Below are 24,411 nucleotides of genomic sequence, written 5' to 3' on the forward strand. Positions count from 1 at the left end.
GGGGCCAGTAGACAGTTCGGGATAGACCGGCAGTTGCGCTTCAAGCGGATAGATCGGCATGATCGTCGCTACGGGTCCGTCCGGATGGGCACTCTCGGCAAGTGCGGTCTTCAAAGCCTCGGCACCCTGCGCCACTCGGGTGGTCGTGAAGCCGCTGGGATCGCTCAGCGCTGCCAGACCAGGAACGAGGCGCGGCGCGCCCAGCACTGCCAGCAGAACGAAACCGGCGGCAAGGACCGGGGTGACCTGCGAACGCTGCTCTGACCCGACCTTTCGGAAGACCAATGCGCCCAGCAGAGGGATCATGACCAAGGGCTGAATGTAGTACTGCGGAAACCCAGGCGACGGTACAAAGCTGAACGCGGCTGTCACGGCGATCAGAACCAAAACCAACAGAACCGCGCCGAGCTCGGAGAGCAGCATGCCGCCCGATCTGGCCAAAACTGTCAGATAGGCAACGACGAACAGGCAAACCAGCGCCGCTCCACCCAACCAGACCGAATAGGCCAACTGCACTTTGCCCCCAATGCCCAGAGCCAGATCGGGTTCAGAGGCGGCGTTGGCCTGCCAGTAGGCCACGTGCGGACCCGTATGGAACTTGAGGACATGCGCGATGAAAACCGCGGGATCAACGGCCATGTACCAGAACAGCGGCAAGGCACCCAGCAGCCCACCCACCAGCATCGGCAGGGTCACCCGTCGAACACGTTCTGCAAACGCCATATATCCCGGCATCAGAAAAGTGGCAATCGCGACGGGCGGAATGAAAACCACCGCGCTGACTTTCATCCCCGCTGCGATCGACAGGCAGACTCCAATCAGTACAAAAACAACTGGCCGCGGATGGTCGCGCTGGGTTTCCAGCAGAAAACCCCCGACACCCCATACGACGAAGGGTAACGGCAGCAGGTTGTTGCTTGCGGCCATTCCGGCCTGGGCCAGAAGTGTTCCGTCAACCATCAAGACCGTGATGAAGAATGCCGCAAGCAGAGCCGATCCGGACAGGCGCCAGGTCACCCAACCGGTACCGCCGATCAACGCAATCCAGCCAAGAAACACACCAAGGCGCGCTGAGCCCAGCAGACCCTCCTGACCCGTGATCAAATAGAGACCGCGGAAATACCACGCCGAATCCGGAACGTGATTGTAGAAGAAGTCCTGGTACAGGCGCCATTGGCCCAACAATTCTGCCGGTGCCACGAACATCAGTTCGTCCCGACGCAAACCAAACGACATGATCCGGCCGAACAGAGCCGCCAACATCACGGCCAGCAGCCCCCCAAACAAGAGCCACAGCACCGCGCGACGACGACCAGACCCGGCCTGAGAAACGGCCCGGTCACGCATATGTTCGGCCTCAGCCGTCATATCCCTCTCGCTTTGCCCGTTGGGACGGGCCCGCCAAGGTCGCAAATAAACATCAACGATATGCTCCGAAGAGCCCTTCTGAAATCGTAACCCGCGGCTGAAAATGCCGCTTACTTAAATGTACTTTTGACAAAATTTTAGCGACCGGCGTTAATCGTCTCCAGGTTTTTCTGCGGTGCGAAGTTTGCAATCCGCTTGGGCGTCGGCACAGGTTTGATTTGCGGCTTGCCGGTACGCGCGGCCAGCTCTTTGCCATCGATCGGGCGCAGACCGTTTGCACCGTAACCCGGCACCAGATCCTTGAGCAGCTTTTTGACCCCAAGATCATTGCCGTCCTGAGCAGCCTGTTCCAGCTTGAGGATCAGCGCCCGCAAACGCGCGGCAGAGACGCCTTCGGGAATTGCAGAGGAAACGCCAGGAATACCGCTTTCGCGACGCTCTTCGGTCACGTCGAACAGCTCTTCGTACAGCTTTTCACCCTGACGGATACCGATGAATTTGATGTCGATGTCCTGATAGGGCTCGAGGCCGGCCAGACGGATCATGCGCTCGGCCAGGTCCACGATCTTGACCGGCCGACCCATATCCAGAACGAAAATCTCGCCGTGGCTGTCTTCAAGGTTCAGACCCCGCGCGGCGGCAACCAGTGTCAGCTGCACGGCTTCACGGATGGTCATGAAGTACCGCTCCATCTTCGGATCAGTCACCGTCAGCGGGCCACCTTCCGAGATCTGGCGCTGGAACAGCGGGATCAGCGAACCGGACGACCCCAGCACGTTACCGAACCGAACCGAGAAGAACCGGGTCTTCTCATCGGTTTCGTTTGTCACACGGTCCTGCGCCTGAACGTAGAACTCGGCCACGCGCTTGGTTGCACCCATGACGCTGGTGCTGTTCACGGCCTTGTCCGTCGAGACTTGCACCATGGCGATTGCACCCACATTGCGGGCCGCGTCCGCAACATTCCGGGTTCCGATCACGTTGGTCAGAACGCCTTCGCAAGGGTTCAGCTCAACCATCGGCACATGCTTCAGCGCAGCAGCATTGAAGACCAACTCGGGGCGGTGACGTTCAAAGATCGCGTTCACGCGGGACGCATTGCGAATGTCGGCCACGTAGATCCGGCGTGCGACATCCGGGAAGTTTTGACCCAGATCCATGTCAATGGAATAGGCGTTGTATTCCGTGTTCTCGATCATCACCAGCTCGGCCGGCTCGAACGAGGCGATCTGGCGTGTCAGCTCGCTACCGATCGACCCTCCGGCGCCGGTGATCAGGACGCGGCGGCCCTTGAACATCTCGCGCAGCATCGAACGTTCGACCGCTTTCTGCGGACGGTCCAGGATGTCTTCAGGATTGACGGTCCGGATGCCGTTGCTGTCGGTGCCAAGTTCTTCGAGTCCCGCCAGACGCGATACCGGAATGCTGTTGGCTTCAGCCCAACGAGTCAGCTTGCGAATGCCATCACTTTCAAAATGGGTAACGGGCTCGGTCAATAGAACGCGCTGCGGCAGTTGGTCATAGTACTTCAGACGCTCGATGACGGCGTCTGCATCCAACAGTGATCCGATGATCTTCACATCGTGGAAATACAGGCCTTGCGTGTTCCGCGCATCATCGATGATGCCGACGGGTTCATACTTGGATTCCTGATTGTGCAAAGACCGCACGAACAGGTCGCAGCTGGCGCCGGTACCGACCAGAATAACCGGGATTTTCCCGTTGGACGCATCCGGGCAACGGCGCGCCGGATCGCTCGTCAACTCGGTGCTGCGCGCCAGAACGCGCAGGGTACCAAAGGCGGGCACCAGCAGCAGGAACTGAATGACATAGACCGCCAGCGGCACTTGCGCGGTAACCGGCAGGGCAGCGCCCAGCAATGCAAGCAAAACAACCGACAGACCCGCAGCCCGGACGATCAACGTGACATCGCGCAGCGAAGTCGACCGCGTGTGGCGTTTGTAGATGCCGGAAAGCGGCAAAACCGCCAATGCCACTAGGCAGGTCATCACCACCAACGGCAACAGAACGGACCCGAACTGTTCAGGAACGATGCCACCATTGGCCAGAACGACAGCCACGGCCACGGCTCCGGCGGATGCGAATACATCTCCGATCAGCAAGCGCCGGTTGGCGCTCATTTCGGTCAGCTTCTGTCGCAGCTTCGACTGGACGTCTCCAAAGGCGCGATCCTGTTCGATCGTGCTGTCTGCATCCGGTCCACTTTTGAGCTTAACCAACTCTTGCTCGTACATACTCATAAGAACCCCCGGCAAAAATTGCCACTTACCACTCGACTGAAATGAGACGGGCCAAACACACCCGCTCCACCACTAAAAAGCCTCAATTCCCGATCGACACCACATGGCGCCGGCCGGCAAACACATTGCTTCGCTAAAAGTCCCCCACGTGATTCCGGGCGCCTAGAAACCTCCGCCCTGAACTAAACCCCCTGTTAACTCGTCAACTCGTTACACTACGCGTGGTCTGGCCCATCACACGGTCCCGACCAAGAACCCACGTCTTCAACGCTACCACACCAACAAGGGTATCAAAATCCCCTTTCCACCACTTGGACACCATAAAATCACAGAAATGCCTTTTTTTGCAGCAGACGACCGCCGTCGCAGTTTCAATTGTTGTATCCTCAGGGCCCGATAGCCTCGGTTCATCGTGCACGCACAAAGCCCTAAGGTGCTTTTTGTTTCCTGAATGGAAACCAAATTTCGCCTGCGATCATGACATAGCCTGCGATTCGCTTCTGTGAACTGCATCCGAAACCGTCCAATTCCGGCAGAGTCCCGGATTGCGGCGGGCAAGCCATTCCACGTCGGCCGCATAGAACTCGGCCATCTTCGCCTCTAACTCGGGCGACAGGGCCGGGTAGGTCACCTTTCGAGCGACAGCGTTTCGGATGGACTGTACCGGCCAGGTGTGACGTACAGGGTCCAGAACAGCTCGAACCGGCTTCAGCATACGACGCAGCGACAGTGGCACCATGGGTGTATTCTTATCTTTGACTTTCTGCTGCACCGGCGGCTCCAGCTGTCCGTCATATCCAATATGGCCGGCCACCTTCTTCAGGTTCCCATGAGGGTTCACGCGGACATCCTCATAGGCCAACAGCAGGATCTGGTCCTCTGGGAACAAGTCGTAGAACCGCTTCAGATGGTGGCCATATCGCCCATCGGACAGAAAACGCTGGTCGGCCGCGACCGCCGGATCCAGATAATCTTCGATCCTCCCCGAGACCTCGCCGCGGCGGAACAACATGCAATAGTCGGAATAGGCGCGCTGAACCGGGTCCCGCATCTGCAGGATCAACCGAGTTTCAGGGAAATGCTCCCGAATGCGTTGCGCAGCCAGGGGTTCGGTCAGGTACGAATTCGATTTTTCACCGATCAGATCTGCGCCATCGCAGTCTCCGAACTGGTCACGATACCAGTCCAGTCCGTTTGCATAATTCCGAGAAAAGAAATGCAACTCGGGACCCGGCATATGGATGGCCGGCGTCTGCATCAGCGACTTTTGCAACCAGGTGGTTGCACATTTCGCGGCACCGAAAATCAGAAAGTCGACCGGACGACCGTCAGGGAGAGACATTGGAATACTCGTGACCTTGCGAACAAACTAAAAACAAACCCGGCAAACCTCGCGCCGGAAAACTCAATTCGACGTAACAATGGTTCTTCGTACGACTTCTATGGTGTCCCCGGGCTGAACCGCCTCGGTCCCGTCGATCTTGCGTGGCGCCGTGCCACCCGCCCGTGTGACGATGTATTCAATCACGACTTCACTTGCGATGTCATCTTCGCTGAGCAAACCGGCGGCGGCCAGTTCTCCGTGCAGGCTCGCCGCGGTATCCAGGCGCGTCCGCAGCGCGGCCAACTCGCGTTCGACCGCGTTCAACTGGACCAGAGCATCAGAGCGCGCCTTGTCATCCAGTTCCAGCTCGTCGCGCTCGGCGCGGTTCAGCTCCTGACGGGCCAGCATCAGCGCAACCTCCTGATCCAGTCGCTTGGATTCCAGATCGTTCAGAAGATTGGTCATAGTCGTCACCCGGTTCGATACGGTCAGACCTTTTTCCTTGAGCTGGTTCAGGTTTTCTAACTCCCGGCTGACATTCTCGATCTGCGTTTTGCGAAGTTCCAACTGGATGGTCAGGCTCGAGATCTGCTCTTTGAGCATCTCCTGCAGATCCCGAATTCGTTCACCCAAACCCTCGCGGGCGTTCATTGTCGCCTCGAGGATTTCACCCTCGAGCCCTCCGGGAGCGTCAGGCGCCGCGTCGGTGCCGGTCTCAATCCCTTCTTCCTGCAGGCTCGCAAGGTCAGCTTTCAGCCGCTGCCTCTCATCTTCCAACTCATCGATCTGAGTGGATAGGAGCCGCATTTCGCCGCCCATCCGCATGATCTGGAAATCATTGTTTGCCCCAAACTGGATCGGAGGACGGATCGGGCCACCTGCAAGGGCCAGAACCTGCTGGGCAGTCATCCCGGGATGGTAGGCATAAGCGCCCGGCGAATTGACGTCTCCAAGAACAAAGACCGGAAGATGGCTGATCACTTCAAGCGCGACCTTGGGCGGCTCGGCCATGCCGGTCTGGCTGCTCAGCTCAAGCTCCAACATCTGCGACAGTTCCAGCGTGGTCAGCCCGGCCGCCTCAACCTGTCCCACCAGCGGAAACATCAGCGTTCCGTCACCGGCCAGAGCGAACTCGCCGGACACGCCATCCCAAATCATGTAACTTGCGGACAATGGGTCCCAACGCATGGCACGAACCGACAGGCGATCCTGCGGCAGCAGGCGATAGCTTTCGGCCAGGGCCGGCAGAGCGGCCAGCGCAAACAACAGCGTCGCCAGAATTACTCGAAAGAAGCTGCGCAAAACCTTGCCTCCCAACTCTTAAACACCAACAAGCCGGGCGTGGGCGCCGGGCACGATACTCAAATCTCGAAAACACAAACCGCACCCACAGCGCAAGTCGGTCGTCAAAAGCAATTTCGGTCATCGGCGGGACAGAAACGATCCCGCTCGGCAAATCATAGGCGCTTGGCCTCAGGCTGACAAGCAAAGCCAATGGCGCGTCGCCTTTGGCGCTGGCTTTCCTGTCGACACTGACCTGTCAGCGCCTGGGCCACCGCGTCGGCCGCAGTCGCAACCCCCTGTGAATGCAGCCCGAAGGCTGGGTGTTTTGGGCGAAACACCCGATCAGAACACCCCGCCTAGTTTCGCGGCAATCACACCGCGGCTCTGGCTCCTGCTTTTCCTGACTGGCAACAGTTCACAGCTTTGGCTCGAATCGTTGACGCAATACAGAAGCCAAATCAGCGTCAGCGTCTAGTCAGCCCAGCATTCTCAGCCCCCGCATCCCGCGGCGGCATCGACGGCTTGCAAACAGAATCCGTTTCGACCAATCTTGCTGCATCGCCGCTTGTCGACCCGGGTTGTCGGTATTTCAGTCGCGGTTGCTCGGGTGGCGTGTCGCGTCCCTTTGTATTGGTTGATTTTTTGTGTGTCGCGGGACCCCGCGTGTTGCGAGTTGGATTTGATTTGTGAACCGGTTGCTTGAAATCCTGATCTGCCTGCTGCTGGGCCTGCTCGCGCTTCCCTTCTTTGTCATTGCGTGCGTCGTGGTGCTTTTGTCCATCGGCCGTCCCTTGATGTTTTCACAAATCCGAGCCGGACGACAGGGTCGCAATTTCCGGCTCTACAAACTGCGCAGCATGAAAGAGACACGCGCGGCGGATGGATCGTTGCACCCCGATGCGGATCGCCAGACGCGCGCAACGGCAATGATCCGACGCCTGAGGCTCGACGAGATCCCGCAACTCGTTCTGATCCTGCAGAACAAAATGGCCCTGGTTGGGCCTCGCCCCTTGCTGCCTGAAACGATCGAAGACTTCGGACCCGCCGGACAATACCGATGTTCCGTTCGGCCGGGGCTGACCGGGTGGGCGCAGGTCAGCGGCAACACCAACCTCAGCAACAGTGAAAAGCTGAGCCTTGATCTATGGTACGTGGCGCATCGGTCACTGGCGCTGGACCTGCAGATTCTGGGCGAAACGGTCGGAGCGGCCCTGCACAACGAACCCCGCCGCGACGACCGGATCGAGGCGGCCCGGAAATGGATGGACTCGAATGGCCCGCTGGCCCAGGACATGCAGGAGATGAACGCGTGAATATCGTACTTGTCGGCGCCGTCGAGACCACGCTTGCAGCCCTGATGTCGATGTGCGGTGCCGGGCATGTTCCGGCCCTTTTGGTAACCCTGTCGCCGCGCCTGTCCGCGCGGCATTCGGATTTCGTCGACCTGTCACCGGCGGCCGCGAAGTATGGCGTCCCGGTTCTGCATATCGAGAAAACCAACGACCCCGCGACTCTCGAACAGATTGCCAAGGTCAAACCCGACCTGATCCTGGTGCTCGGTTGGTCACAGATCTGCGGCCCCGAGTTCCGGGCGTTGGCGCGGATTGGCTGCATCGGATTTCATCCGTCGGCCCTGCCCCGCCTGCGGGGTCGCGGTGTGATCCCCTGGACGATCCTGTTGCAGGAACGAAACGTCGGGTCCTCGCTTTTCTGGTTGGGCGAAGGTGCCGATGACGGCCCTATCGCCGCTCAGGCCATCTATGCGGTCGATCCCGAAACCGTCACCGCCCGCGAGTTGTACAATCGAGCTTTGCGTGCCGTCTCAGGACTGCTGCCGCCTTTGTTGAACCAGATTTCCAATGGCGACATCCCGGCCGAACCGCAACGTACCGACGGAATCAGCCTGTGCGCCCGACGCCGCCCCGAGGACGGCCTGATTGACTGGACCAATCCTGCTGCGGACATCCACCGCCTGATCCGTGCTTCGGGTCCGCCCTACCCCGGCGCCTACACCTATGGCCCCGATGGCGTGAAACTGGTTCTGACGGGGGTCAGGTATACAGAGCCGGAGGGCTACTTCATCGGCTTGCCCGGCCAGATTCAGGCCATCGGCAACGGCGGCTTTACGGTGGCCTGCGGCGACGGGCGCTGTCTGGACATAACTGAATGGTCAGGGGCCGACACACCCCCTGCCCTTCACGCGAAACTGAGGACACATCCATGATCGCTTCCGACCTGACCACTGGCCACGCCGGCCCCGCGCTGATCGTCGCTCCGCATCCCGATGATGAGGTTCTGGGCGCCGGCGGCACGATAGCCCGCATGGCCGATGCTGGGCGCGAAGTGCATGTGGTTGTCGTCACTCGTGGCAAACCCCCGAAGTTTACCGATGAACAGGTAGCAACCACACGGCGCGAGGCACGCAATGCGCATGATCTGCTGGGCGTCACCGAAACACATTGGATGGACTTCAATGCGGCGGAGTTGTCAGAACATGCCCATTCGGACCTGAACGGCGCGCTGGGAAAGCTGGTCCGCGACATCGCCCCCAGCCTGATCCTGGCACCGCATCCGGGCGACATCCATATGGATCACCAGCTGAGTTTTCTGTCCACGCTGGTGGCAAGCCGCCCGCATCAACATGACTATCCGGCCAATATTCTGGCCTACGAAACCCTTTCCGAAACAAATTGGAACGCCCCCTATCTGACCCCGGCCTTCGTGCCAAACGTGTTTGTCGACATCTCGGACACGATCGAGCGGAAGCTGGAGGCGTTCGGCAAGTTCGAAAGCCAGGTCAAACAGGCGCCGCACGAACGATCGGTCGACAGCTTGCGCGCACTGGCCACCCTGCGCGGCGCGACGGTGCACCGGTCGGCGGCTGAAGGCTTTGTTCTGGTCCGATCGGTGATTTGACAGGAGGTGCGAAATGCAGATGTGGCCCATCTATGATCAGGAACAGATCGACGCCGTAGCGCAAGTTCTGGCCTCTGGCAAAGTCAACGCCTGGACCGGCCCAGATGTTCGCGCATTCGAGGCCGAATACTGCGCATATACCGGAGCCAAACACGCGATCGCCATGGCCAACGGGACAGTTACGCTGGACGCCGCGATGCTCGGGCTAGGCCTGCAACCAGGTGATGAGGTCATCGTAACGCCGCGCAGCTTCATCGCTTCGGCCAGCTCGGTGATGCTGGCGGGCGGTGTTCCGGTCTTTGTCGATGTCGATCCCGACACCCAGAACATCACGCCCGAAACCATCGCCCCGGCGATCACGCCGCGCACCCGGGGGATCATACCGGTGCATCTGGGTGGTTGGCCCTGTGACATGGACGGCATCATGGATCTGGCCCGCGCCCACGACCTTTGGGTCATCGAAGACTGCGCCCAGGCCCACGGTGCGATGATTGGCGACCGCCATGTCGGAACCATCGGGACCTTGGGCTCGTTTTCCTTCTGCCAGGACAAGATCATGACCACAGGCGGCGAAGGCGGACTGCTGCTGACCGACGACTCTGATCTCTGGAGCCGCATCTGGAGCTACAAGGATCACGGCAAAGGTTATGACACCGTGTTCAACACCGAACACCCGCCCGGCTTTCGCTGGCTGCACGGCTCGGGACCCGGCACCAATCTGCGGATGAACGGCCCTTCGGCGGCACTTGGTCGAATACAGCTGAAACGCCTGGACGCATGGCGCGCGCACCGGACGGCAAATGCGGATATCCTGCACAAGGCCCTTGCGACCTGCCCGGCCTTTCGCGTGCCAATGCCACCTGACGGCGTTACCCACGCATTTTACCGCTTCTACGCATTTGTGCGGCCGGAAAAACTTGCGCCCGGCTGGAGCCGGGACCGCATCATCGCCGAGATCGCCGAGGCCGGCTTTCCCGCCTTTTCCGGCAGCTGCTCGGAGATTTACCTCGAGAAAACCTTCACCAGCCGAGGCCTGGGACCCAAGGAACCGTTGCCCGAAGCGCGCGAGCTGGGCGAAACCAGCCTTGCCTTCCTGGTCGACCCCGCCTGGTCCGCCGAGAACGTCGCTCGTCTGGCGCAGGTCATCGTTGATGTGGGCCAAAAGGCGACGGCCCGCCACATGGCGCAGGGCTGAGCGCGAACCGGTGATGTGTGTCCGATCAACATACAGCTTAAATCGAACACCCACCGGTGAGCTGCGGAGGGTGACCCGATGATCTTGCATGTCACCACTGATTTCTCAGGCCAAGGTGGCGCACAAGCCATGTTGGCCCGGCTCTTGGCCCATTCGGGAGAACGGGCCTGTGTCGTCGCCCTGACCGAGGTTTCAAACCGCTGCCGCACAATGGCGGCGAATGACAAGGTCGAATACGTTTCGCTGCGTGCCAGATCGCCGTTGGCCCTGTTTCGCGCGGTTTGGCAGATCCGACGTTTGATCCGGACCCATCAGCCGGATGTGGTTCTGTGCTGGATGTACCATGCAATGGTCCTGGGCCTGATTGCCGGCAAAATTGCCGGGCGGCGCGTTCCCGTCGTTTGGACCGTGCGGCAAGCACTGGACGACCCAGCTGCCTTCACCCGCAGCACCCGCGCTGCGGTGGCGCTGTCGAAGGTGCTTTCCCGGTTCTGTCAAGGGATCCTCTACAACTCGACCCGCGCTCAAACTCAGCACCAGAAATACGGCTTTGCCGGGGACCATTCCACGGTGATTCCAAACGGGTTTATCCTTCCGCCCGATCCAACGGCGCGGCCGGGACCCGCCCGCGTGCTCGGAGTGGCGGCAAGGTTTCACCCGCAGAAAGACTTCGAAACCTTCTTCCGCGCCTTCGCGATTGCGCGCCAGTCCGTCCCGGACCTGCATGCCCGTCTGGCCGGAGACGGCGTAACGCTGGAGAACCCTGAGATCCGCACGATGCTGGCCGACAACGATCTGCCCGAAGACAGCGTGACATTGTGCGGCGACCTGCACGATATGTCCGAGTTCTACGCGAGCATTGACCTGCTGGTTCTGGCCTCGCGCACCGAAGGCTTTCCGAATGTGATCGCCGAAGCCATGAGCCACGGCCGCCCGGTCGTGACGACTCATGTCGGCGACAGCGCCAGAGTGGTGGACTCGTGCGGCTATGTCGTGCCGCCACGTGATCCGCAGGCATTGGCAGAGGCCCTCATCAAAGCTGCCAACTGGCCGCCCGAAACCTACAAATCCCACAGCCATGCTGCCCGCGACCGCATCGCCACACACTACTCCCTCGACGCGATTGCCCGCGCCTATGATCAGGCTCTGAACAAAGCTGCCCGCCCTGCGCCACCCACAGCGCCCCAAGTCGAATAAAGGACCTGACCCATGTGCGGTATCGCCGGATTTCTGACTTTTCAGCCCATGGGCGCTGACTCGGGCCGCGCCACGCTGCAGGCCATGTGCGACGCTATTCAGCACCGGGGTCCCGATGCCGACGGGTTTTTTGTCGATCCGGACGCCGGTGTGGCTCTGGGCCATCGCCGCCTTTCGATCGTCGACCTGTCGGAGACCGGGGCGCAGCCAATGACCTCGCCCAGCGGCCGGTTCACCATCGTCTATAATGGGGAAATTTACGGCTTTCTGGCCCTGCGGCAGACGTTGCTGGACAAGGGCGTCACGTTTCGCGGCACATCAGATACCGAGGTGCTACTGGCGGCGATGGACCTCTGGGGCATCCGCAAGACATTGGAACAGGCGCACGGCATGTTTGCCTTCGCGGTCCTGGATCGCAAGCTGAACCGGGTGGTTTTTGCACGCGACCGGTTGGGCAAGAAACCCCTGTATCTAGGCCTCAAGTCCGGCCAGCTTTTGTTTGGCTCCGAACTCAAGGCGCTGCGCGCGAACCCCGCATTTGGCTCGCCGGAAGCCGACCGCCGTGCTCAGGCGCAGTACGCCCGCTACGGATATGTGCCGGCGCCACTCTCGATCTATCGCGAAGTCATGAAGTTGCCCGCCGGATCAATGGTCGAAGTCCGTTTGAACCAACCGCCCGCGACGGCTCAGGACCTGGTAGATGCCATCCGGACGTTCTGGGACCTTCGCGACTGCGCGAAACAGGGACTTGCCGCACCGATCCAAGACGAAGACCGGGCGCTGGCTCGTATTGAAGAGGAATTGCAACGCGCCGTGCAGGAGCGCATGGTCGCGGACGTCTCGGTGGGGTCCTTCCTGTCCGGTGGGATAGACTCGACCCTGATCACTGCCATGATGCAGGAACAAACCAACGGCAAGGTCACCAGCTTTACAGTCCGTTTTCAGGAAGAAGGGCTGAACGAAGCAGACCATGCCGCCGCAATCGCTGCACATCTGGGCACGGACCATCACGAGGTCACTGCAACACCCGCCATGGCCTTCGAATTGCTCGATGACCTACCACACGTCTACGACGAACCTTTTGCCGACCCGTCCGGGGTTCCAACCCTGCTGGTGTCCAAACTGGCTCACGATCAACTGACCGTCGTCCTGTCGGGTGATGGCGGCGACGAATCCTTTGGCGGGTACGAACGCTACGCCCGAATGATGGCGATGGAACGCCTGGGCGGAAAGCTTCCCCGGCCGGCTGCGTCTGTTTTGGCAGCATCCCCTGATGCCCTGCGTGCAGCCGTTGCGCCGATCCTGCGTAAATTCGTTTCAGGCACCATACGGGACCAGATTACTGCCGACAGGATCGCCAAAGTCGCCTCGGTCATCGCGCAGCCTGATTTCAGAAGCCGATACAATACCCTGTTCAGTCTTTGGAACCCGTCCGCAGCGCTGAAGGACGTGAATGAAGGCGGGGTTTATCAAACACTCGGATTGCCCAATGGCCTTGATGAAATCGACACGATGCTGCTGCTGGATTCCTGCCTGTATTTGCCCGAAGGCATTCTTGTGAAAGTCGACCGAGCATCGATGGCCGTCGGTCTTGAGGCGCGTGCGCCCTTGTTGGATGACCGCGTCGTCGCCGCCGCTTGGCAGGCGCCCCGATCCCTGCGTTTCGACGGCAAACAGGGCAAGGTGGCCCTAAGGCGCCTCGTGGACAAGCGCGTACCAAAGGCCTTGTATGATCGCCCAAAACAAGGGTTCGGAATTCCCGTCAACGACTGGCTGCGTGGCCCGCTGAAGCCTGTGGCAAACGAGGTTTTTTCAACAGGACAAGGGGTCGAGGACGTATTCGACACAGCCACCTTGGCGCGACGATGGCACGAGCATCTCAGCGGGCGTCGCAATTGGGGGCCCCATCTGTGGACGGTTCTGATGTATCATTTCTGGCAGAAAAAATGGCTGATCTGATCTTCGAAGCGCGGACTTCTGTTCACCAAATTCGCACAAAAGGACGCAATTCAGCCGATTGTCATGCGAAACAGAGGTTCAGGCCTGTCTCGTTTGTCACGCGCCGTACCGACGTGCCTAAGTCTGTTCATGACTGAACTGATTGCATCCTGCTCGGGCCTTTGGCGCGATATCCGGTCCGAATTTCGGTCTCTACAACCCCCTGCAATGAGACGGCAGGTGGGCCTCGCGCTACTGCTTCTGTTTGGCGTGGTCTTTGCTTTTTTCTATTTCCGGCTGGAATTCGCGCGGCAGTTTCTGGACATGCCCGCACCACCGGGCAAACCGTTCTACAACGACGACTGCATCCTTGCCTCGGACCCTGGCCGTTACTCGCATGGCTTGTTTCAGGGGCACTACCTGGCTTTCCACCTTGCGCGCCACCCGCTGGTGGTGATGCTGAATGCCGCCATCGCCGAGCCGTTGACTGGGCTGGGCATCCGGCAGCCTGTCGCGATTTCGATCAGCCTCGCATTCTGGGCTGCCATGTCGTCTGTCACGATTGCACTATTCCTGCTGCGCCAACACCTGTCGCTCTCCGTTTCCATTCTGGCGACGCTTGCTGTTCTCCTGACCTTCGGAACCGTCACCACGCTCAGCGTTGTCGAGACCTACAGCGTCTCACTCTGGGCGATCGCCATGTCATTGTTGATCATGGCCGAGATGGCCAGACACTGCGCCAAGTACCCGGCCCTTACCAGCGTGATCGCTGGCCTGGCTTGCGGTGTGCTGGCCGGATGGTCCCATTTGCCGGCGGCTGCATTCTCTCTGGTTTATGCTGGATTTGCATGGGCTTCTCTCAGCGGAGGTGTCGGGCGGAAATTGACGTTCGGACTGGTGGTTCCGTCGGTGATTGCCGTAATCTGCATGATGGCTCCGGTCGTTTTTCTTGGCATCGTTCTGGACGGTGATCCTTTCATGGAACCGACCGAGATGGTTGGCCGGTACGCGGACGCTGCGAACTTCACCAATCCGGAAATCATCAAAGACTATGCCGCCGGCTTCTTCCTGTTTTCCTGGGTCGCGCCGGCCGAAACCGTTCAGTGCCGCTTTTTGCTGGATCGGCTATGGGAGATTCTCCGCGATCCAAGCCGTTTGACCCTGACAATTCTGGCGACAATCCTGATCGGATGGGCAATTGTTTCCGGCACCAGAACACCTGGCCGCGCCCCGCTCGTGCTGGCAGTGTGGACGTTGGTGGGCACGTTCTTTGTGTTCTACCTGTTTTTCAACCCACTCGAAGTGTTGCTTTACAGCTCTCACTGGACCACGGCCATAATCCTGGGTTCGGTCATTCTGCTGAGGGAAAAGCCGGGTCTTGGCTTGCTGTTGAGTGGAATTGTGGCGCTCAGCCTGTATGTGAATGTATCGCCTCTTGCGGATCCAGCTTCATTCGATCCGGCGCAATGCTGTCCGCACGGAGGTCGAAACTAGGCCGGTCCGAGCGGCGGCTGTGGGTAAACTTGACAACAAAAGTGACCCTACTTAGCGTTCTGGGTCATCGTCTCCGCCGGTGAAAAATTATGGATACGCCGAATTCGAAAACGGTTACTTGCGACATTCGGCAATGTTTCACGCTGTTGGTTGTAAAAGTGTTTTTGGGTTGAATTCATGCGGCAGTCCACCGAACTGAAGGTATTTTTCTTTTTCCTCGTTGCCTGTGCAGCCGGGCTTTTTGCCGCCGGCACCTGGCACGGAATCGGAATGCGTCCGGATTCTATGGCCTATCTGGGGCTGTCCCCTGACCGGTTTCAACAGGCGCCAACCTATACCGCGCTGATTGATCTGCTGGCCGGAATGGGTGTCCAGCCCGTGCTTGCGGCCACCGTACTGAATATCCTCAGCCTGATCCTGAACATCGCTTTGATGTTCTTGATCCTGAACGACTGCAAGGTTCGGCCACGGATGATCTTTCTGGCAGCACTGATCATGACCCTGAGTCCCCAGTTCATGTACGCGCATGTCACGATCCTGTCGGAACCGCTCACGACAAACTGCTTGCTGGGCACCTATTTCTTCATGTCCCGTTACCTGCGCGGCGACAGCCTGTCCGCCTTTGTGTTGGCAAGCTGTCTGGCCGCCCTGTGCGTGCTGACCCGGTTCGCATTGGTCCCACTGATCGCGGCCTGCTCGCTGACAATCCTTGTTTATGGGCACGGTGATCTGCGCCGTCGACTGGTTTCGGCGATTGTGTTCGGCCTGATCGCATCCGCAATCATCATCGGGTGGTACCTGTACAATCAAACCTCCGGCGGGACCGGCATCGGGCGTCAAGCAGCGTTCCTTGGGGATCCCGACACCGAGACCTTCCGCGCGGCACTGACCACGCTATCAGCCTACGTGCTGCCAAGCTCTCTGCCGTCGATTGTCACGTTGACCGCTTTGGTTGTGGTTTTGGGATTCGTCATTGCTCTGATCGGCACAGCTTTGAAGGTTCAGACCAACCCTGATGACCTTCCCGGTCTGCCAGTTGCGCGTCCGATCTCGTTCTTTTTGCTGGTCTACGTTCCTTTCCTTGTTCTGGCCCTGTTTATCGAGGCCAATCTGACCATCCATGCCAGGTACCTGTTGCCAGTGTTCATTTCGACTCTGGTTCTGGGGTTTGCTCTCGTTGGCGGTCAGCCCGGAACGGATATGATGAACCGGCTGCGTCCCGCAGCTCTCATACTTGCGCTGGCGTTGACCGGAACCTATGCCGTACGTACGGCAGCGATGACCCGCACCCACATGACGGAGGGGAATTTCTATGCCTCACCGGTCTGGAAGAACTCTCCGACTTTGGCGCATCTGGACAATCTGCGGGACGGTGTCGTGGTTTACTCAAACGGCTATGATGTCATTCGGCTGGTCAAGGGTGTGGATGCGCTCAAGTCCCCTGAGTTGTTCGAGCGCAGAACCGGCAGGCCGGACCCTGGTACGTCGCCAGAAAAAGAAATTCAGGAGGTCCGCAAACGCGTGGCCGACCAAAACGCGGTTGTCGCCATCCTGAACGAGATCGACTGGCGGTTCTATCTGGTCGATGAGGAACGGCTGATCCGCGAAGCTGATCTGACCCTACTCTATGAGGAGGCCGACGGGCGGATCTATGGATCTCCCGCCAGTTTCAAACCGACCGAATGAAGGATCGTATGTCATGAAGCTTGTTCCAACACTCGGGGCCGAACAATGATAGGATCGATGATATTCAATCGGGTGGCTCTGCATTCACGCCCTGAAGGATTGATTGATGAAGTTTGAAGACCTCAAACACGTCTCGGTTCTGGTCGGTCGCTATTTCGTGACCGGGTGCACGGCCGTCGTCATCCATTTCTCGGCGATGGCGTTCTCGGTCGAGGTCTTGGGCATCTACGAAACGATCGCTTCGGCAATCGGGTTCCTGATGGGGGCCACATTCAATTACTGCATCCAAAGACTATGGGTGTTTCGGTCCAGCGTTCCACATCGCAGTGCCCTGCAGAGGTTCATTTTGGTCACGGCGACGACGTCGGCGATAAACGTGGCGCTGTTCTCTCTTCTCTTTGCGTTGTTGCCTTTCCACTACTTGATCATTCAGGCGTTCGTGACCGGGTGCATATTCCTTCTGAATTTTACCCTGAACTGGAAAATCACCTTTCGCGAGCCTGCTGCTGAACCACCGGAAGCCCGGGCGCAGGACGCCCGAAGGTAGGTATGCCGGACCAAACCCACTGTGTCGTATTCGGAAACAACGCCGACAACCAAGCGATTTGTTCACGATTTTAAGACCTCGAAAAGGCAGCTCTTCGCCCGACGCCAGAATGGCCAAAAACTCTCTGCTCTCGGATTTGCATCGCTTTTTTTGCCCGCCAAACGCACAGGGACGGCCTTTTGGCCTGATATGGCTAGATAAATCTATCGAGCCGATCAAAGTACAGGTAAAACAATATGATAAATAACAGTTCGATTCTGACGCCGATTTTAAGCCGTATTCACGGTCCGAAAAAAATGGAGAACACTCGTGCAATCCGGTGACGACGTAATTGCCAACCAGCATGAAACCAACGATTTCATCAATATCTGGTTGCTACTGCGCCGGAACCTTCTGGTCATCTTTCTGTTGGTCGTCGGTGCGGTCTCGGCAACAGCCTTCTACATGTCGACCATCCCCGACCAGTATCGGTCGGACGCACAGATGGTTTTGGCTCTCACGGAAACACGATTCAGCGAGTCGACCGGACAGCTGGAAACCTATGAACTGAACCGGTCGAGCGTGGAAACCGAGTTGGCCCGACTGCGGTCTCGCGACTTTGCCGAGCAGGTGGCAGACCGCCTGGGTCTGTTCGACGACCCCAGCTTTGTGCGCCGCGCGCCCGGCGCGGACAGCGAGGCGGATGAAGAGATTCACCGCGCTGCGGTCACCGACAAGGTTCTGGCCTCTTATTCCGTCTCCCGCGCGGGAGAAAGCCTCGCCATCAGCATCGAAGGCCGATCCACATCGCCGGTGCTGGCTGCAGCCCTGCCAAATACCGTCATTGCCGTCTATATCGCGAACGAACGCGATGCACGCGTCAATCGCTTGATGACATCGATCGACAATCTCAAACGCCGGGTCGGTATCCTCGGCGAAGAATTGACCCAGGCGGAATCGAATTTGGCCGAGTTCATCCGCGAGGACAATCTGGATGACGAACAGGTCGTGACCCGGCTGCGGGCCGAGGTGGAGCGGCGCAAGGCCCAGCTGCGCATCGGCATCGAACGCAACCTGCCAGAAGACGAAATTCTGGCCCTCCAGGAACAGCTGGTCACATCCGAGCAGGAGCTGGAGGCCCGCACCCGTCTGGAGCTGTCGTTGCTGCGCCGGGAACGCGAGGTCGAACTACTGCGAACCCGCTATCAAACCACGATCGACAACCTGACCTTGCTGGAAACTCGCATCGGCCAGCTTGAGGACGGCACGATTCAGGTTTCCAAAGCACGCATCCCGGTTGAACCTTATGCCCCCAGCAGGTCATTGATCACGGTGCTGGCCGGCCTGTTCGCAATGATCGTTGGCTTCATCATCGCGCTGGTGCGCGAGGGCCTGGACAGAACGGTGCGCAGCGAAAACCAGATCTTCCGAATGACCGGCCTCAGCAACCTGGGATATATCGCCCGTCAGCGACGCAGCAAAATGTTCGCCGGTGAGAACAAGGCGATCGAAAACCTGTTGCAGAGCCAGAAATCGCCCCTGGCCGAAGCCGCCCGGGGCATCTTGACCAATTGTATCAAGTTCCAGCATTCCAAGGTGATCCTGATCACCTCAGGCCTGCCGAACGAGGGCAAATCCTTCGTCAGCAGCGTTCTGGCGACCTCGGCGGCGGTCGACGGACTGAACGCTCTGCTGATTGATCTGGACACGCACCGTCGTGGCGCAACGAAGACGTTCATTCCGGACATGGATGAGGTGCAACTTTCGGAAATCTATTCTGACAGTGTCACCCTGCAGCATGCTCTGACCACCGAAACCAAAGGGTCATTGGATCTGATCACCGCAGCCTCCCCTACGCACGAGCTGTCTGATGCCGCGTCAAACAAGCTCAAGCAACTCAAAGAAACGCTGCTGGATCAATACGATATCATTATCGTGGACACACCCCCGGCACTGGTGATGGATGAAGTGTACCGCAACGACATTCTCGCCGACGCCGTTCTGCTGGTCGCGCGCTGGGGAAAAACGCCACAGCATGCGTTGCAAGCCGCGGCAAAACGACTTCAGTCATCCGGCTTCAATGTGCTGGGTACGATTCTGAATGACGTCGACCCCAAGAAGTACCGCTGGACCACGTACGAAGGGTATTACGGCACTTACGACGACTACTAGAAAATCCGGCGACCGCGCCGTTCCGGCCACCGGGGATGTCTGGTGGCCGAGTCTGTGCTACCATGCGGGCACCGAATGCTGCGCGCGGGTACTGACCGACGTGCGGCGCGGTCGGAAATACCGGACTTTGCTTGGAGTGGGTTTTGGGGAAAGCTTCTTCAAGGGCAGATGAAAACGGGGGACTCATAATCATCGCGCTGGCACTGGTCCAGGCGGTGATTCAGACGGCTTTTCCCTTGGTTGACGTAAAATTCTCCAGCGACTCTGCAGACTACGTTCAGGCCGCCGCCTATCGCGGCTTTGCATATCCTTTTTTTCTGGACCTTTTCGACGGGTTCGCGGACCCGCTACGCGCCGCTGTTGTGGGCCAGATCTGGGTATTCTCGGCTGCAGCATGTCTGTTGTCGGTCACGCTGGCCCGGGCCACTGGCCACTCCGGTGCCGGTCTCGTCCTGCTTGGGCTTCTGATCATCAACCCGATGACGTTCTACTTCAACTACAGCATCCTGTCCGAGTCTCTGTTCCAGAGCGCGACATGCGTCTATCTTGCCTGTCTGGTGCAAGCGATCCACGGCCCCAAGCCCTGGCACTTTGCAGCCTTGGGCATGACAGTCGGCGTCATGATCGCGATCCGTCCAGTTGGTTTTGCTCTTCTGCCCATCCTTATCGTGGTGGTGCTTTGCGCGAGCTATTTCAATGGCAGGCGCCCGTGGGCTGGGCTGGCTCTGGCAGTTCTGGGCGTCACCTTCGTGCTGCTTGCAGACCGCGCCGCTTACGATCTTCGCCACGATGAACCTCGCGAAAGCGTGCTGGGGAACGTCTTATTCGCAAAAAGCGCCATGTTCGCTGCAGGCCCAAGCCCCTATGCCCCCGATGACCCACGAACCGAAGTCTGGATTATTCTTGAAGAAGAGGGTCCGGCAGGCGCACGCGAGGCGATTTCCCGGGCGCCATTTGGACCGGTCTCCTTCTTTCTGATGCACAGCTACGAAGCCAGTTTGATGTTTCTGTACGAGAAGGACCGGTTGCAGTCCATTGCCGACCGAATTGGCATTCCAAAGACTGAACTCATGGCCGAAATCGGTTCAAGACGAATTCTGGCGAATCCGACGGGGTTTCTGCGGTTGCCGCTACAACACTATGCCGCCCTTTGGCAGCCCTTCTACCATGCCGTAACCGCGAACGACATCACCGCCTACATCGCGCAGAATGGGCCGTTCCCGATGGACAATGCGCTCGGCTACATCACCCGCGATGTATTTGATCCGCCGCATGCACGTCTTATCCATTCCGCGCTTGCGATAGGTTGGCTGGCTTCGATCTTGATCCTGGCGGCCTCAATCCTTTGGCTGCGCCGAAACTGGCCCGGACGTCAGATGCTGACCCTGGCTGGTTTGGGGGTGCTGAGCCTGCATGCGTTATTGTTTCTGTCTGCAACACTATCCATTGCGTCGGTAAGGTATCTTGCAGCACTTTGGCCTATCGTCGCGGTGGTCATATGTGCTAGTTTCCTTGTGGTTTTGAAGCTTTATGATCGCCGGAAGAAGCACGCAAGGCGCAGTCTGGAAATCTGACATGCCGCCCGTATTGTTCTGTTTCCCGCCTTTTCGGGTCCGGCAAATGTTGTTGTGTCGGTGAAAGTGGTTGCAATGGTAAAAGCCGGATTCAAAGACTATCTGTCCATTGCGCGCATCGACCATTGGTTCAAGAACATCTTCATTCTGCCGGGTGCCGTTCTTGCGGTCATCATGGGTGCCGAGTTCACCGGTCGGTCAGTAATCGACCTCGCCGTCGGAATCTTTTCGATCTGTCTGATCGCATCGGCCAACTATACCATCAACGAGTGGTTGGACCGTGAATTCGACCGACACCACCCGAAGAAAAAAGAGCGTGCCTCGGTCGTGACTGAGATCGACGGCCGGATCGTCTGGTTGCAATGGCTGGGTCTGGCGATCATCGGTCTGGGACTCGCGCTGCTGATCAATACGCCGTTCTTCCTGACGGCGCTGTCGCTGCTGATCATGGGGATCATCTACAACGTCAAACCAATCCGGTCCAAGGACCGCGCCTATTTGGACGTTCTGAGCGAGGCCATCAACAACCCCATCCGGTTCTTTGCGGGCTGGTTCATTATGGTTCCGCCGATCGTGGCACCATCCAGCGTGTTGATCTCGTACTGGTTCGGGGGCGCGTATCTGATGGCGATCAAGCGCTTTGCCGAATATCGTACCATTGACGACCCGGCGCTTGCCGCGCGGTACCGCGCATCTTTCAAAGACTACGACGAGTCGAAGCTACTGGTTTCGGCGCTGGTCTACGCAATCTTGTCCACCGCTTTCCTGGGCGTTTTCCTGACCAAGTACAAAATCGAGCTTCTTCTGTCTCTGCCCTTCGTGGCGATGTTGTTCGGGCGCTATCTTGCCGTCGGGCTGGCGCGGGACTCGATCGCACAGGCCCCCGAAAATCTGTACAAACAACGCGGCCTTGTTTTTCAGGTTATTCTGCTGGTGGTGGTCATGTTCGTTCTGCTCGAGATCAAGCTTCCGTTCTTTGAGCAGTTGCTTGAAATCCGGCCAGTCGGGTCATAGGTGCCGGGCAACGGACCGGCTTGCTGCCAGACTGGAGGTGATGCGCGCATGGTGAACCAGCCTTCAGATGATGTTGTTTCCGCACCGGCCCGGCGATGCTGGTTGTGCGGCACCGGCGGCCTCAGGAGGATAAAGGAAAGCACCCTGCGCGGGGATCCGACGTCGCGGAACTTTGAAATCTCGAATGCCGACTACGGTACAACCGCCGCGATCGACCAATGCGTCCGCTGCGGTTTTTGCCAATGCACGGATATGGTCGATGTCCTTAAATTCTACGAAGATCTCGAAGACCCGGCCTATGAGATGACGCGCCCCCAAAGAGCGCGACAGAAGCGGGTGCTGCTGAACAGATTGCCAAGACCCACTGCCGGCGCGAACCGGCTGCTGGATGTGGGGGCCGGAACCGGTATTCTGGTCGAGGAGGCCATCGCCTGTGGTTACGACGCGATCGGGGTTGAGCCGTCGCGACGGTTTTGCGCACGCGCAAAACACCATGGCCTGCCAGTGGTCCAAGGCGTTCTTCCACATCCCGATCTGACCGGCCCCTACGATTTAGTCACTCTGGTAGACGTGGTCGAACATGTTCCGGATCCGCTGGACTTGATCACTCAGGCTGCGCGGTTGCTGGCCGATGATGGAGTACTGGTCGTCGTTACGCCCGACCGCTCGTCCCTGTTGGCGCGTATCATGGGAGACCAATGGTGGCATTATCGTGTTGCGCATATCGGCTATTTCGACCCTGAAACACTGCGCTTTGCCTTGGCCAAAGCTGGCTTGCAACAAACCGAATTTCATCGGCCAACTTGGTATTTTCCGTTAGGATATCTGGTTGAAAGAGTGCATCGTTATCTACCCAGATGGGCGCGCTTCAAGGTTCCGGCACGGCTGTCTGACCTGGTGATCCCAGTGCACCTGCGGGATTCAATGATGGTCTGCGCGACCAAAGCCCAAACCCGGGACACCGCGCCCTAGACCAAAGGCAGAAGAATTTTGACAACAGCCAAGGTTTTTAGAATGCCCGTTGCAAAAAGGCCAAGACTGCTCGCCGTATTACATGGTTCGCTATTTGCGGCTGTTCTGGCGATGGGCTGCAGCCCCGGTACGCTGCTGGCCGAGAACGCGAACCGGTCACTTTCGGCGCAATTTCCAGATGGCTCCCAAAGAGCATTTCCCAGCGCCGAAGGGCATGGCGCCGCGGCCAAAGGTGGGCGCGGCGGGCGCGTGATTTATGTCACGACAACCGAAGAATTCGGGCCCGGCTCCCTACGTGCATGCATCGACGCCAAAGGACCTCGAACCTGCATCTTTCGGGTCAGCGGAACGATTACACTGGAAAGGGCGTCTCTGATCGCAAACAGTCCTTTTCTGACCATCGCCGGAGAAACCGCTCCGGGCGGCGGGATTGCGATCCGAAACGGCCCACGTCAATTGCGCCCATCACTGGAAATCCGGACGCATGATGTCATCGTGCGCCATGTTCGGTTCCGGCCCGGGCCGCACGACGTAGAGTCCTGCTGTTCAGGGGCCATTGGCGTCTACACCAAAGCCGCGCGTGACGTGATCTTCGACCACATTTCCGCCAGTTGGGGCAGCGACGAGACGATTGACTCAGAAAACGCCGAAAGGCTGACCTTTCAGTGGAGCATCATCAGCGAGCCCCTCTTGCATGGCGGACCAGGCAAAAGCAACCGGGCCCGCAACATGCTGCTGACAAAGGGCGGCAACTTCAGCATCCATCACAACCTGTTCTCTCATGGGATGTTCAGAAACCCGCAAATCGCGCCCCAGACCCCGGGGACCACGACCGAAATCGTAAACAACCTGATGTACTCACCGATCTGGCAATATGTCGTTTCGCTGGACAATCGCTGGACCGAGCTGGACGCCAATATCATTGGCAACCTGAAGCTGTCCGGTGAAAGCATCGATTCCAATCTACTGGTGCACCTGTTCGACGGTTTCAAGAACGGCTACCGGTTGTATCTTCGGGACAACCTTGATGAAGACAACCGCAACAGCCTGGACCTTCCCGAAGAACTGGTCCTTGCCCCCGAACATCGTGTTTATGTCGTTGATGAACCGGTCACCCCGCCTTTGGTCCAGGCCGATCCGGTTTCGACAGTGTTCGAAACGGTCCTGCAAAACGCCGGAGCGACACGCCCGTCTCGCGACGCGGTGGATCAGAGGGTTGTTCAGGAGGTCCGTGACCGTTCCGGCAAAATCCTAAAGAAGAACCCTGAAAAGGTCGGCGGTTGGCCCGAGCTTGAAAGCGCCCTGCCCTATGCAGACAGCGATGTCGACGGGATGTCTGATGAATGGGAAACGCAATGGGGCCTTAATCCCACGGACCCGACGGATGCAATTGCAGATTCGGACGAAGATGGCTGGACCAATCTTGAGGAGTTCCTCCACGAATTGGCTGGCGACGGGAACGGCATGGGACAAAGCAACCCGTGACGTGT

18 protein-coding genes are annotated in these 24,411 nt (G+C 58.7%); 14 read left to right on the forward strand and 4 right to left on the reverse strand.

The window, feature by feature from the left end; translation table 11 throughout:
- The 4 genes from ACR0JC_RS13110 to ACR0JC_RS13125 all read right to left on the reverse strand — a co-directional run.
- Nucleotides 1–1,368: hypothetical protein (locus tag ACR0JC_RS13110; RefSeq protein ID WP_480763965.1), on the reverse strand; the 1,368-nt coding region annotated here is incomplete at its 3' end.
- A 137-nt stretch (nucleotides 1,369–1,505) separates the two neighbouring features.
- Nucleotides 1,506–3,629, reverse strand: coding sequence for a polysaccharide biosynthesis protein (locus ACR0JC_RS13115; protein ID WP_170341717.1), 2,124 nt, complete (start codon nucleotides 3,627–3,629; stop codon nucleotides 1,506–1,508).
- 475 nt (nucleotides 3,630–4,104) lie between these two features.
- Complete coding sequence (locus ACR0JC_RS13120) at nucleotides 4,105–4,971, reverse strand: sulfotransferase family protein (RefSeq protein ID WP_170341719.1); 867 nt, start codon at nucleotides 4,969–4,971, stop codon at nucleotides 4,105–4,107.
- A 63-nt stretch (nucleotides 4,972–5,034) separates the two neighbouring features.
- Nucleotides 5,035–6,255 (reverse strand): polysaccharide biosynthesis/export family protein, encoded by a 1,221-nt coding sequence (locus ACR0JC_RS13125; protein ID WP_170341720.1) that lies wholly within the window; start codon nucleotides 6,253–6,255, stop codon nucleotides 5,035–5,037.
- A gap of 668 nt (nucleotides 6,256–6,923) precedes the next feature.
- Between ACR0JC_RS13125 and ACR0JC_RS13130 the strand changes: the two genes are divergently transcribed.
- From ACR0JC_RS13130 to ACR0JC_RS13195, 14 genes are all read left to right on the forward strand, one after another.
- Nucleotides 6,924–7,550 carry a sugar transferase gene (locus ACR0JC_RS13130; protein WP_217356853.1) on the forward strand — a complete coding sequence of 209 codons (627 nt, stop codon included), beginning with the start codon at nucleotides 6,924–6,926 and terminating at the stop codon, nucleotides 7,548–7,550.
- The gene (locus ACR0JC_RS13135; RefSeq protein ID WP_170341722.1) at nucleotides 7,547–8,461 is read left to right on the forward strand and encodes a methionyl-tRNA formyltransferase; all 915 of its coding nucleotides are present in this window, start codon (nucleotides 7,547–7,549) and stop codon (nucleotides 8,459–8,461) included. Before ACR0JC_RS13130 ends, ACR0JC_RS13135 begins: the two co-directional genes overlap by 4 nt.
- Nucleotides 8,458–9,153, forward strand: coding sequence for a PIG-L deacetylase family protein (locus ACR0JC_RS13140; protein WP_170341724.1), 696 nt, complete (start codon nucleotides 8,458–8,460; stop codon nucleotides 9,151–9,153). The genes ACR0JC_RS13135 and ACR0JC_RS13140 overlap by 4 nt, the downstream gene beginning before the upstream one ends.
- A 13-nt stretch (nucleotides 9,154–9,166) precedes the next feature.
- On the forward strand, nucleotides 9,167–10,348 hold the full coding sequence (locus ACR0JC_RS13145) for a DegT/DnrJ/EryC1/StrS family aminotransferase (protein ID WP_480763966.1): 1,182 nt from the start codon (nucleotides 9,167–9,169) through the stop codon (nucleotides 10,346–10,348).
- Nucleotides 10,349–10,426: 78 nt separating this feature from the next.
- Nucleotides 10,427–11,545, forward strand: a complete 1,119-nt coding sequence (locus tag ACR0JC_RS13150) for a glycosyltransferase (protein WP_170341729.1) — start codon at nucleotides 10,427–10,429, stop codon at nucleotides 11,543–11,545.
- Nucleotides 11,546–11,557: 12 nt separating this feature from the next.
- Nucleotides 11,558–13,504 carry an asparagine synthase (glutamine-hydrolyzing) gene (gene asnB, locus ACR0JC_RS13155; RefSeq protein ID WP_170341732.1) on the forward strand — a complete coding sequence of 649 codons (1,947 nt, stop codon included), beginning with the start codon at nucleotides 11,558–11,560 and terminating at the stop codon, nucleotides 13,502–13,504.
- Nucleotides 13,505–13,633: 129 nt separating this feature from the next.
- Nucleotides 13,634–14,977, forward strand: coding sequence for a hypothetical protein (locus ACR0JC_RS13160; RefSeq protein ID WP_170341734.1), 1,344 nt, complete (start codon nucleotides 13,634–13,636; stop codon nucleotides 14,975–14,977).
- 270 nt (nucleotides 14,978–15,247) lie between these two features.
- Complete coding sequence (locus ACR0JC_RS13165) at nucleotides 15,248–16,663, forward strand: ArnT family glycosyltransferase (RefSeq protein ID WP_170341736.1); 1,416 nt, start codon at nucleotides 15,248–15,250, stop codon at nucleotides 16,661–16,663.
- A 106-nt stretch (nucleotides 16,664–16,769) separates the two neighbouring features.
- Entirely contained in the window at nucleotides 16,770–17,210 is a 441-nt protein-coding gene (locus tag ACR0JC_RS13170; protein ID WP_170341738.1) for a GtrA family protein, read from the forward strand.
- 309 nt (nucleotides 17,211–17,519) lie between these two features.
- Nucleotides 17,520–19,361 carry a GumC family protein gene (locus tag ACR0JC_RS13175; protein ID WP_170341739.1) on the forward strand — a complete coding sequence of 614 codons (1,842 nt, stop codon included), beginning with the start codon at nucleotides 17,520–17,522 and terminating at the stop codon, nucleotides 19,359–19,361.
- A 143-nt stretch (nucleotides 19,362–19,504) separates the two neighbouring features.
- Nucleotides 19,505–20,935: a hypothetical protein gene (locus ACR0JC_RS13180; RefSeq protein WP_170341741.1), complete on the forward strand. Its 1,431-nt coding sequence runs from the start codon at nucleotides 19,505–19,507 to the stop codon at nucleotides 20,933–20,935.
- A 75-nt stretch (nucleotides 20,936–21,010) separates the two neighbouring features.
- The gene (locus ACR0JC_RS13185; protein ID WP_170341743.1) at nucleotides 21,011–21,949 is read left to right on the forward strand and encodes a UbiA family prenyltransferase; all 939 of its coding nucleotides are present in this window, start codon (nucleotides 21,011–21,013) and stop codon (nucleotides 21,947–21,949) included.
- Between the two features lie 252 nt (nucleotides 21,950–22,201).
- Nucleotides 22,202–22,921 carry a class I SAM-dependent methyltransferase gene (locus tag ACR0JC_RS13190; protein WP_170341745.1) on the forward strand — a complete coding sequence of 240 codons (720 nt, stop codon included), beginning with the start codon at nucleotides 22,202–22,204 and terminating at the stop codon, nucleotides 22,919–22,921.
- A 111-nt stretch (nucleotides 22,922–23,032) separates the two neighbouring features.
- Nucleotides 23,033–24,406: a hypothetical protein gene (locus tag ACR0JC_RS13195; RefSeq protein WP_480763967.1), complete on the forward strand. Its 1,374-nt coding sequence runs from the start codon at nucleotides 23,033–23,035 to the stop codon at nucleotides 24,404–24,406.
- Nucleotides 24,407–24,411 lie beyond the last annotated feature (5 nt).

Source organism: Ruegeria sp. CH5, assembly GCF_056537025.1.